The sequence below is a fragment of the Roseovarius sp. genome, from assembly GCF_040223625.1.
GTDB lineage: Bacteria > Pseudomonadota > Alphaproteobacteria > Rhodobacterales > Rhodobacteraceae > Roseovarius.
Map to the genome: position 1 here is coordinate 23,595 of NZ_JAVKFX010000008.1, position 11,252 is coordinate 34,846.

Consider the following 11,252-nt stretch of genomic DNA (forward strand, 5'->3'; position numbering starts at 1 on the left):
CACGGCCTCAGGCGAACCGCCCCTGGCAGAACCAGCCGGAGCTCAGCGCGGCGCCATGGGCATAGAACAGCCACAGCCGTTCGCCCCCCTCGGTGACCACCTGCCAGTAATCCCGCAGCCCGCTGCGCCAGTCGGGATCGTCCAGCCACCATTCCGGCGCAATCCGCTCCGGCCCCCGCGCCTCGGCCAGCCGGTGCGTGCGCCCGCGCCAGCGGAACTCCCCCGCCAGCCGCGGGGCATCCGGCGCCATCACCGGCTCGGGCCGCCACAGCAAAAGCGGGCGCGGCGCGGGCGGGGCGGGCCACGGCCCGGCAGGCTCCGACCACGCGGCGGCCATCACCTGCGCGGTCTTCTCGGGCATGTGGCTGCCCACCGGGTGGCGCCGGGTGATCGCCTCCATCCCCAGCCGCCCGCCGATCCGGCCCAGCAGGTCGTCCATCCGCGCGCCACCCTCCAGCCGGGCGCGGTTGGCGGCGGTCGCCTCCACGTGGCCGGTCATGGTGCGGGGATGCAGCGCCTCGGTCTGCACCGCCTCCAGCCGCAGCATGTCGATCCCGAACCCCGCGTCGATCTCGTCGATCCGGTGCGCCAGCAGCGGGCGGATACGCTCGGGCTCGTCCGCGGCGCGGGCCAGCCCGGCATCGAGCCATTGCATCGTGTCGTCCACCCGCCACGCCTGCAGCCTCACCCGCCGCGCGCCCTGCCCCTTGTCGCGCAGCAATTCGCACAGCCGCGGCACCAGCCGGTCGAGCGCGGCCAGCATGTCGTCCGTCAACCCGATCGGCTCGGGCAGGGTCAGCCTTGTGGCGAAACGCGGCGCCTCCTTCGCGGGCGAGACCGGCTCGGGCGCCGCCCCCACCGCCTGGTCCAGCCGCAGCACCAGCCCCCGCCCGAACCGCCGCGCCAGCGGCGCGCGCGGCTGGCCCAAGAGGTCGCCCACCCGGCGCAGCCCGACCCGTGCCAGCGCCTCGGCCTCCCCCGGCTCCAGCCGCAGCGCGGCCACCGGCAGCGGCGCCAGCAGCGTATAGGCCTTGCCCGGCGGCGCGATCCCCGGCAGCTCGGTCCCCCCGCCCCCCGGCAGCGGCGCGGCCCCGCCCCGCTCCCAATGCCGCTTCTTCGCCGCCCGTGACCGGGTCGCCCGCGCCTCCTGGTCGATGGCATCGCCCGAGCGCGCATGCCCCGGCGCCACGCCGGCATAGCGCGCCAGCGCCCAGGCCGCGCCCACCGTGTCGGCCAGCCCGCAGCGCGCGCTCAGCCCCAGGGCGCCGGCCTCCTCGACCATCCGCGCCACCATCGCCTCTTCCCCGCCGAAGAGATGCGCACAGCCGGTCACCTCCATCATCAGCCCATCCGGCCCGTCCACCGCCACCCAAGGGGAAAACCGCCCCGCCCAGCGGCCCAGCGCCTTCAGGAAATCCGCCTCCGCCTGCGGGTTCTGCAACCGCGTCGCCAGCTGCCCGCAGATCGCATGCGCGTCGCGCAGCGGCTGGCCCACGCGCAGCCCCGCCGCCTCGGCCGCCGCCGACAGCGAGGACAAGACCTGCATCTGCCCGGTATCGCGCACCACGGCAAAGGGCACCTCCTCCGGCGGGGCCGCACGCCGCAACAGGCGCTCGGCCCCGAGCCGGGGAAACCAGACGGAAAGGATACGGCGAACAGGCATGGCGGCAGCGGCGAACACTCATGTTCATGTTTTGTTCCAGCCTAGGCCGCACCCCGCCCCGAGTCGAGTCCTCCCCTCACGGCACCGCGCGAGGTAAGCGGCGCGCAATGAGTATTTCCGGAACAATGAAAGCCGGGCGCGCACCCCGCTTTCATTGTTCCGGAAATACTCACTGCGCAACGCCGGCCAGAAAATCAGCCGCAGTAGATCCGCGTGATCGTCCCGCCTTCATCGGTTTCCACGTTCAGCCGGTCGGCGCGGAAATCCATCGTCACCGCCGTACCCGGCGGGATGATCCGCGTGCCGTCGGCGAAATCGTGCTCTTCCACCTGGGTGCCGACCAGCGGCTGAAGCGCGTCCGCGCCGCAGGCCGAGGCGGTGTCGTCCTCCCCGCCTTCGGGCATGCAGGCGCCCAATGCCGCAAGTGCCAGTATGAGTGTCGCGAAGCGCATGGTGCCGTCCTTCCATTTCTGTGCAAGACTGAAGTCGTCACGGGGCTGGCCGCTTTCAAGACCGCCCGCACGTTATTGAAAACCGCCCGGCTTTCGCCCAAAGTCGCGGCAGATCGAATTGGGAGAACAATCAATGCGCACCACCGCCGCCGTCGCCCTCGAAGCGGGCAAGCCGATGGAAATCATGGAGGTCAATCTCGACGGCCCGAAAGCCGGCGAGGTCCTGGTCGAGATCAAGGCGACGGGCCTGTGCCATACCGACGATTTCACCCTCTCGGGCGCCGACCCCGAAGGCGCCTTCCCGGCGATCCTCGGGCACGAGGGCGCGGGCGTGGTGGTCGAGGTCGGCCCCGGCGTCACCTCGCTCGAGCCGGGCGATCACGTGATCCCGCTCTACACCCCCGAATGCCGCGAATGCGAATACTGCCTCAACCCGAAAACCAACCTCTGCCAGGCGATCCGCTCGACGCAAGGCCAGGGCGTCATGCCCGACGGCACCAGCCGGTTCTCGATGACCGACGGCACCCCGATCCTGCATTACATGGGCTGCTCCACCTTCTCGAACCACACCGTCCTGCCCGAGATCGCGCTCGCCAAGGTCCGCAAGGACGCACCCTTCGACAAGATCTGCTATATCGGCTGCGGCGTCACCACCGGCATCGGCGCGGTGATGAACACCGCCAAGGTGGAACTCGGCTCGCGCTGCATCGTCTTCGGCCTGGGCGGCATCGGCCTCAACGTGATCCAGGGCCTGCGGCTGGCCGGCGCCGACCAGATCGTCGGCGTCGACCTCAACCCCGGCAAGGTCGAGATGGCCAAGCGGTTCGGCATGACCGATTTCGTCAATCCCAACGAGGTGAAGGGCGACATCGTCGGCCACCTTGTCGAACTGACCGGCGGCGGCGGCGATTACACCTTCGACGCCACCGGCAACGTCACCGTCATGCGCCAGGCGCTGGAATCCGCCCACAAGGGCTGGGGTGAAAGCATCATCATCGGCGTGGCCCCCGCCGGCGCGGAAATCTCCACCCGCCCGTTCCAGCTCGTCACCGGCCGGGTCTGGAAAGGCACCGCCTTCGGCGGCGCCCGCGGCCGCACCGACGTGCCCAAGATCGTCGACTGGTACATGCAGGGCAAGATCGAGATCGACCCGATGATCACCCACACCCTCAAGCTCGACGAAATCAACAAGGGCTTCGACATGATGCACGCGGGCGAGTCGATCCGCAGCGTCGTGGTCTACTGATCAGCGGGACGCGACCCGACAATCGCAGCGGGCGCGCCGGGAGACCGGGGCGCCCATCTCGTTTCGCTACAAGGCGTCAGTGGCGGTTGCCCCAGTAATTGTTCTGCATCATGGGGTTGATGTCATAGCGGGGGTTGTAAATGCCGCGAAGCTGGCGCTCGTAGGGCGTCTCGTAATGCCGCCGCACGTGGCGGTGGTGGCGGTCATACCCGCGATGCCGGTACACCCTTTCGGCCCGGCGATAGCCGCGGTCGAACCCGCGACGGTCGTGCCGATCGATGGCGTGGCCGATGAACTGATTGACGATGTTCGAAAAGTTCGGGTCGGCCATGGCCGGCGTGGCGCCCGGCCCTGCCGACACGACGAAAGCTGCGGCGGCCGCAGCGAGAAACGTCTTCCGTATCGTGAATTTCATGGTGGTCTCCCATTCGGCGAATGGCGCGGGTACACCCCGCGTAAACGATCATATGAGCCACCATCGCGGCCAGCCAAGCCCGGCAAGGATAGGCCGGGGGATCGGCAGGATGCTGCGGGGCCGGCTCGCCCGGCCCCGGTGCATTGGGTTTACCGGTCGTAGACCTTGTGGCTGCCATAGCCATAGCTGCGATGGCGGTTGGCGCCGTCGCGATAGCCCTGGTTGTAGGCCCGCTGATAGCCATTGCGGTGGTGCCGGTTATAGCCGTGGTGCCGGCTGTACCGGTTGTGGCCGCCATAATACCGGTCGCGGGTCGCGTAACCCGGATCGTAATACCGGTCATTGCTGGAATCGGCGATGGCGGCACCGATGATCGCCACGGCGGCAGCGCCGGCGATGTACTTGGCCGTATCGTTATCGGCATGGGCCGGCGCGGCGGACAGGCCGACGAGACCGGCCACACCCACTGCGGACGCGGTGACACCGGCCAGAAGGCGTTTGCGAATGATGTTCATGACACTCTCCTATCTCCGGGATGGGGGTGGCCCGGGTGTCTGAAATGGGCCCGCGCGTCACCGCCCGGAAGGGCCAATGACACGCTTGTGTGAGTTGATCGTTATTGCGTGATGGGCGGGAACCGGCCCACCCTGTCGGCGGCAAACCGCAGCCCGTGCAGCGGTAGCTGTGCATTCATGCACCTTGCATCGGGTCCTCAACCGGTTACCTCTGGGGAAACCCACATCCGAAGGAGCGAAAGATGACCGATACCTACACCCCGCCCAAGGTCTGGACCTGGGACAAGGAGAACGGCGGAAAATTCGCCTCGACCAACCGCCCCATCGCCGGCCCGACCCACGACAAGGAACTGCCGGTCGGCAAGCATCCGTTCCAGCTCTACTCGCTCGCCACGCCCAACGGGGTGAAGACCACGATCATGTTCGAGGAATTGCTCGAGGCCGGCCACGACGCCGAGTACGACGCCTGGCTGATCCAGATCGGCGAAAGCGACCAGTTCGGCAGCGGCTTCACCGAGATCAACCCCAACTCCAAGATCCCGGCCATGGTCGACCATACCGGCGACACGCCCCTGCGGGTCTTCGAAAGCGGCTCGATCCTGATGCACCTGGCCGAGAAGTTCGGCGCCTTCCTGCCCGAAAGCGGGCCGAAACGCACGGAAGTGATCAACTGGCTGATGTGGCAGATGGGCAGCGCCCCCTTCCTCGGCGGCGGCTTCGGCCATTTCTACGCCTACGCGCCCGAGAAATACGAATACCCCATCAACCGCTACGCCATGGAAGCCAAGCGCCAGCTCGACGTGCTCGACCGCGAACTTGCCGAGAAACCCTTCATCGCCGGCGACGAATACTCGATCGCCGACATGGCGATCTGGCCCTGGTACGGCAACCTGACCCTTGGCCGGGCCTATGGCGACGCGGCGACCTTCCTCAGCACCCATGAATACGAGAACGTGATGGCCTGGGCCAAGAAGATCGACGCCCGCCCGGCGGTCAAGCGCGGCCGGATGGTCAACCGGACCTTCGGCGAGCCGCACGAGCAACTGCACGAACGCCACGACGCCAGCGATTTCGACACGAAGACACAGGACAAGATCGGCGAAAACGCCTGATCCTGCCCCCGGACCATCACGCCCCGGCCACCGCCCTCCCCGGCGGTGGCCGGTCGCATTTCACCCCCCGCTATCGGCCTGCCCCAAGGTTTCCGGTTTCCGCCGACGCCGCAATCGGGCATGGTCCCCGGTAAAGGAGGCCCCCCATGCCCGAGAAATCCCAGCTCCTCGCCGTCCTCATCGACGCCGACAACGTCCCCTCGAAATACGCCGAGGCGATCCTGCGAGAGGTCACCTCCTACGGCGAGCCGGGCCTGCGCCGGGTCTATGGCGACTGGTCCAACCAGCAGCTTTCGGGCTGGACCAAGACCGCCCAGAAGCTCGGCCTCGTCCAGCACCAGCAGACCGCCAACACCAAGGGCAAGAACGCCTCGGATATCGGGCTGGTGATCGACGCGATGGACATCCTGCATGCCGGCCATTTCGACGGCTTCGTGCTGGTCTCCTCCGACAGCGATTTCACCCGCCTCGCCAGCCGCATCCGCGAACAGGGCCTGACCGTGATCGGCATCGGCGAGGCCAAGGCCCCCGACGCGCTCAAGAACGCCTGCAACCGCTTCGTCGCGATCGAGAACATCGCCGACGACACCGCCTCCACCCGCGGCAAGGAGCAGAGCCTCGACAACCGCCGCGTGGGCGAGGCCCGCAAGCTGATCACCGACGCGATGGAAAAGATCGACCAGGACGACGACTGGTTCCCCCTGGGCCGCATCGGCCAGCAGATCCAGGCCGACAAGCCCGATTTCGACACGCGGACCTACGGCAAGAAGAAGCTCTCCGACCTGGTGAAGGAATTGAAGGTGTTCGAGACCAAGACCGGCCCCGGCAATCAGCTCCTCGTCCGCCGGGTCGACTGAGACGCCGCGACGGTAGATACCGAAAGGACACGCCCGGCCGTCCCCCGCCGGCCACGCCTCCCGGCGGAACCGCTTCGCCCGGCGGCGCGTTTCCCTACGAACCCACCGTCACAGGAGCCACCCCATGCCCAACCCGAGCATCAAGGACGAAGACACGTACAAGGAACTGCGCGACCAGGGCTACTCCAAGGAAAAATCCGCCCGCATCGCCAACGCCCAGGCCAACGACAAGCAGAAACCCTCGAAGAAGGGCGGCAAGAACCCGCCCTACGAGGACTGGACCAAGGACGAGCTCTACGACAAGGCCCAGGAGATCGGCATCGAGGGCCGCAGCGACATGAGCAAGGATGAGCTGATCAAGGCCCTCCGCGGCTGACCCTCACCCGCACCGAGACGAGGCCCGGGGAGCGTCCACACCACCGCTCCCCGCCCGTTTCACTTTTCCGGAAATACCCATGTCCCGTAGGGTGGGTGAAACCCACCACCGAGCCACCCAAAACCACCCCGCCCCGGCCCCCGAGCCGGGGCCTCGCGCCGGGGCGCGCGCCACCACGCCCCGCGCTTTCATCTTTCTGGAAATACTCATGTCGCGTAGGGTGGATGAAACCCACCACCGGGCCCGCAAACACCACCCGAACCGGGGCCTCGCCCCTCGCGCAAACCATCAACTCAAAACGGAATATCGTCCGCCCCGCTGACGAACTTCGCCACCACCTTCTTCACCCCCGCCTTCTCGAAATCGATCTCCAGCTTGTCGCCCTCGATCGCGATGATGGCCCCGTATCCGAACTTCTGGTGAAACACCCGCTCGCCCACCGTGTGGCTGCTCACCGCCTGCGCGTCGATCACGCTCGCCTTCGATTCCCTCGGCTGGCTCAGCGGCCTCTGCCCGGCCCGCGCCTGCAAGCGCCGCCAGCCGGGCGAGTTGTACCCGTCCGCCTCCGCCGCCCGCGTCTCGATCCCGCTGCCGCCCAGCCCGGCGGCGCCATAGCCCCCGCCATAAAGCCCCGGCGGCGTCAGCACCTCGACGTGATCCTCCGGCAACTCGTCGATGAACCGCGACGGCATCTGGCTCTGCCACTGACCGTAGACCCGCCGGTTCCCGGCAAAGGAGATCGTGCACAGCTCCTCGGCCCGCGTGATCCCCACATAGGCCAGCCGCCGCTCCTCCTCGACGCCCTTCAGCCCGCTTTCATCCATCGACCGCTGCGACGGAAACAACCCGTCCTCCCAGCCCGGCAGGAACACGGCCGGAAACTCCAGCCCCTTGGCGGCGTGCAGCGTCATGATTGACACCTTCTCGCCCTGCTCCTCGCTCTCGTTGTCCATGATCAGGCTGACATGCTCCAGAAACCCCTGCAGGTTCTCGAACCCCTCCAGCGCCTTCACCAGCTCCTTGAGGTTCTCCAGCCGCCCCGGCGCCTCAGGCGTCTTGTCGTTCTGCCACATCTCCGTGTAGCCGCTCTCGTCCAGCACCACCTCGGCCAGCTCGATATGGCTCATGCTCGGGTCGCCCGCCATCCGGCCCCAGCGCCGCAAGCCCTCGATGAGCCGGCCCAGCTCCGCCGCCCCCTTGCCGGAAATCCCCTTCTCCTCCAGCAGGATCGCGGCCCCTTCCACCAACGACACGCCATTCCGCCGCGCCGTCAGCTGGATCTTCTGCTGCGCCTTGTCGCCCAGCCCCCGCTTCGGCGTGTTCACCACCCGCTCGAACGCCAGATCATCCGCCGGGCTCACAACCAGCCGGAAATAGGCCATCGCATCGCGGATCTCCATCCGCTCGTAGAAGCGCGGCCCGCCGATCACCCGGTAGGGCAACCCGATCGTCAGGAACCGATCCTCGAACGCCCGCATCTGGTGGCTCGCCCGCACGAGAATCGCCATCTCGTCCAGCGAAAACGGCCGCATCCCCCGCGTCCCGCCCTGCATCGACTCGATCTCCTCGCCGATCCAGCGCGCCTCCTCCTCACCGTCCCAATGGCCGATCAGGCGCACCTTCTCGCCCTCGTCGACCTCGGTCCAAAGCTCCTTGCCGAGCCGCCCCTTGTTGCCGGAAATCACGCCCCCCGCGGCGGCCAGGATATGCGGCGTCGAGCGGTAATTCTGCTCCAGCCGCACCACGGTGGCACCCGGGAAATCCTTCTCGAACCGCAGGATGTTGCCCACCTCGGCCCCGCGCCAGCCATAGATCGACTGGTCGTCATCGCCCACGCAGCAGATATTCTTGTGCCCCCCCGCCAGCAGCCGCAGCCACAAATACTGCGCCACGTTGGTATCCTGGTACTCGTCGACGAGGATATACCGAAACCACCGCTGGTACTGTTTCAGCACGTCCTCGTGGGTCTGGAAAATCACCACCATGTGCAACAGCAGGTCGCCGAAATCGACCGCGTTCAGCTCGCGCAGCCGCGCCTGGTACTGCCGGTACAGCGCCACGCCCTTGCCGTCATAGGCCGAAGCCTCCCCGGCCGGCACCTTCTCCGGCGTCCACGCCCGGTTCTTCCAGTGGTCGATCACCCCGGCCAGCTGCCGTGCCGGCCAGCGCTTGTCATCGATCCCCGCCGCCTGCACCAGCTGCTTCAACAGCCGCAACTGGTCATCCGTATCGAGAATCGTGAAGTTCGACTTCAGGTCGACCAATTCCGCATGCCGCCGCAGAAGCTTCACGCAGATCGAGTGGAACGTGCCCAGCCACGGCATCCCCTCCACCGTCTCGCCCAGCAACCGGCCCACGCGGCTCTTCATCTCCCGCGCCGCCTTGTTGGTGAAGGTCACCGACAATATCTCGTTGGGCCTTGCCCGCCCGGTGTTCAGCAAATGCACCAGCCGTGTCGTCAGCGCCTTGGTCTTCCCCGTCCCGGCGCCCGCCAGCATCAGCACCGGCCCGTCCAGCGCCTCCACCGCCTCCCGCTGCGCGGGGTTGAGATCATCCAGGTACGGCGCAGGCCGCGCCGCCATCGCGCGGGCGGCCAGCGAAGCGCCCTCGAAGGCGTCGGACTCGTCGAAACTGCTCATGCTCCCAGAATAGCGCGCAACGCCACCGAGGGAAAGCCGATGTTCTGCAAGTGTTCCGACCCGCCGACAAGTTTTTCCACCCCGCACATCACCCCTCCTGCGCTCGCAACTCCAAACCCCATCCCCGCTTCACCTTTCCCGAAATACTCAACCCCCCGCTCCCCCCACACACCACACCCGCGACCCCCCACACCCCCCGCACATTCACTGTTCCCAAAATACTCGATCCCCCGCCCCCGGCCCCGCGCAACACGCGCCGGACCAGCGCCAATCCGTACCCCCGCCGCCCGCAACACACGCCCACCCGTCCCGGCCCCCGAGCCGGGACCTCGCGCCACCCCACCGAGCCTCCGCCCCCGTTTTCCACGCGGAAACGGGCAAGAAAATTCGCATTTTCTTGCCCCGGAATTTGCGCAAATTCCGCCCACCCCCCTTGCGCCCCACACAACATCTCGCCCGTTGCGCCCGGTACGCCACATCAACCATCGCCGTCCCAGCCCCCCGCACCGACGCGATACCGACAAAATACCGACGTGATACCGACGTCCAAATCCCTTCAAAACAACGCCGTTAACCCTGATTCGCGCCGCATCGCAGAAACCGGCCCCCTCCACTTCCCCTCTTCCGCCCACCGCCGCCGCTTGCTATCGCTCTCTCCCATGAGCCTCGACACCGCATATCCCGCCCTCTCCGACCTGCGCGCCCGCGCCCGCCGCCGCCTGCCGCATTTCGTCTGGGAATTCCTCGACAGCGGCACCGGCACCGAGGCCACGACCCGCCGCAACCGCACCGGCCTCGACGCGGTCCAGCTCATGCCCTCCATCCTCCATGGCGAGATGGACTGCTCCACGGAAATCTCTTTCCTCGGAACAACTTACGGCCTTCCCGTCGGCATCTCGCCGGTCGGCATGTCCGGCCTCGTCTGGCCCGATGCCGAGCGCCACCTCGCCCGCGCCGCGGCCGCCGCCAACATCCCTTACGGCCTCTCCACCGTCGCCAGCCAGACCCCGGAAGACGTCCAGCCGGTGCTGGGCGATCACGGCTGGTTCCAGATGTACCCGCCCCGCGACCCCGAGATCCGCATCGACATGCTGAAACGCGCGAAAGCCGCCGGCTTCCGCACCCTCATCCTCACCGTCGACGTCCCCGTGGGCTCCCGCCGCGAACGCCAGGTCCGCTCCGGCCTGACCCAGCCGCCCCGGATCACCCCCCGCCTCCTCGCCCACATCGCCACCAGCCCCGCCTGGGCCCTCGGCATGGCGAAACGCGGCATGCCAAGGATGCGGATGATCGACGATTATGCCCCCAATACCAAGGGCTTGCCGTCGAACAAGCACGCGGGCTACCTGCTCCGAACTTCCCCCGACTGGGACTACCTGCGCTGGCTCCGCGACGCGTGGGATGGCCCCTTCATCGTCAAGGGCGTCCTCAACCCCGACGACGCCCAGCGCCTTGAGAAAGAAGGCGTCGACGCGCTCTGGGTCTCCAACCATGCCGGCCGCCAGTTCGACGCGGCGCCGGCCACCATCGACGCCCTGCCGCTGGTCCGCGCCGCCACCTCCCTGCCGCTGGTCTTCGACGGCGGCGTCGAGGGCGGGCTCGACATCCTCCGCGCCATCGCCCTTGGCGCCGATTACGTGATGATGGGCCGCGGCTGGCACTATGCGCTCGCCGCCCTCGGCCCCGCCGGCCCCGACCACCTCGCCCAGATCCTCAGATCCGACCTTCAGGCCAACATGGGCCAGCTCGGCATCCGCACCCTGACAGAGGTGCGCGACCGGGTCATTGCCCGGCCCGCCACGCCCATAGCCCCGGCCTGTACCCCCAGGCCAACCGACTGATAACAGGCCCTTTACCTAGCCACACACCGGGTAATTCCCCCTCCCCGAACGGGCAGGATTTCTCGCGAAAGGGTAATTCGCCGCGCACCACCATTGCGCAAAGCTTTCACAAATCTTACAAGATGCGCAAAGCGGT

Annotated in this window: 10 protein-coding genes; 5 read left to right on the forward strand and 5 right to left on the reverse strand. The window is 67.6% G+C overall.

Going from position 1 to position 11,252, the window contains the following annotated elements:
• Positions 1 to 7 precede the first annotated feature (7 nt).
• The gene (locus RLN94_RS02095; protein ID WP_350130464.1) at positions 8 to 1,663 is read right to left on the reverse strand and encodes a Y-family DNA polymerase; all 1,656 of its coding nucleotides are present in this window, start codon (positions 1,661 to 1,663) and stop codon (positions 8 to 10) included.
• A gap of 194 nt (positions 1,664 to 1,857) precedes the next feature.
• Positions 1,858 to 2,115 carry an I78 family peptidase inhibitor gene (locus RLN94_RS02100; protein WP_350130466.1) on the reverse strand — a complete coding sequence of 86 codons (258 nt, stop codon included), beginning with the start codon at positions 2,113 to 2,115 and terminating at the stop codon, positions 1,858 to 1,860.
• A 133-nt stretch (positions 2,116 to 2,248) separates the two neighbouring features.
• Here RLN94_RS02100 and RLN94_RS02105 point away from each other — a divergent pair, with 133 nt between their 5' ends.
• The gene (locus tag RLN94_RS02105) at positions 2,249 to 3,361 is read left to right on the forward strand and encodes an S-(hydroxymethyl)glutathione dehydrogenase/class III alcohol dehydrogenase (protein WP_350130468.1); all 1,113 of its coding nucleotides are present in this window, start codon (positions 2,249 to 2,251) and stop codon (positions 3,359 to 3,361) included.
• A gap of 76 nt (positions 3,362 to 3,437) precedes the next feature.
• On the opposite strand, the gene RLN94_RS02110 is transcribed toward RLN94_RS02105, so the two are convergent.
• Positions 3,438 to 3,776 (reverse strand): hypothetical protein, encoded by a 339-nt coding sequence (locus RLN94_RS02110; RefSeq protein WP_350130470.1) that lies wholly within the window; start codon positions 3,774 to 3,776, stop codon positions 3,438 to 3,440.
• A gap of 149 nt (positions 3,777 to 3,925) precedes the next feature.
• Entirely contained in the window at positions 3,926 to 4,291 is a 366-nt protein-coding gene (locus RLN94_RS02115; protein WP_350130472.1) for a hypothetical protein, read from the reverse strand.
• A 242-nt stretch (positions 4,292 to 4,533) separates the two neighbouring features.
• Between RLN94_RS02115 and yghU the strand changes: the two genes are divergently transcribed.
• The 3 genes from yghU to RLN94_RS02130 all read left to right on the forward strand — a co-directional run bounded on the left by yghU (position 4,534) and on the right by RLN94_RS02130 (position 6,636).
• On the forward strand, positions 4,534 to 5,403 hold the full coding sequence (yghU, locus tag RLN94_RS02120) for a glutathione-dependent disulfide-bond oxidoreductase (RefSeq protein ID WP_350130474.1): 870 nt from the start codon (positions 4,534 to 4,536) through the stop codon (positions 5,401 to 5,403).
• Positions 5,404 to 5,549: 146 nt separating this feature from the next.
• Entirely contained in the window at positions 5,550 to 6,260 is a 711-nt protein-coding gene (locus RLN94_RS02125; protein ID WP_350130476.1) for an NYN domain-containing protein, read from the forward strand.
• A gap of 124 nt (positions 6,261 to 6,384) precedes the next feature.
• Entirely contained in the window at positions 6,385 to 6,636 is a 252-nt protein-coding gene (locus RLN94_RS02130) for a DUF7218 family protein (protein WP_350130478.1), read from the forward strand.
• A 293-nt stretch (positions 6,637 to 6,929) separates the two neighbouring features.
• Here RLN94_RS02130 and RLN94_RS02135 read toward each other — a convergent pair whose 3' ends face one another.
• Positions 6,930 to 9,275 carry an ATP-dependent helicase gene (locus tag RLN94_RS02135; protein WP_350130480.1) on the reverse strand — a complete coding sequence of 782 codons (2,346 nt, stop codon included), beginning with the start codon at positions 9,273 to 9,275 and terminating at the stop codon, positions 6,930 to 6,932.
• A 659-nt stretch (positions 9,276 to 9,934) separates the two neighbouring features.
• Here RLN94_RS02135 and RLN94_RS02140 point away from each other — a divergent pair.
• Entirely contained in the window at positions 9,935 to 11,116 is a 1,182-nt protein-coding gene (locus RLN94_RS02140) for an alpha-hydroxy acid oxidase (RefSeq protein ID WP_350130483.1), read from the forward strand.
• Positions 11,117 to 11,252: the final 136 nt, after the last annotated feature.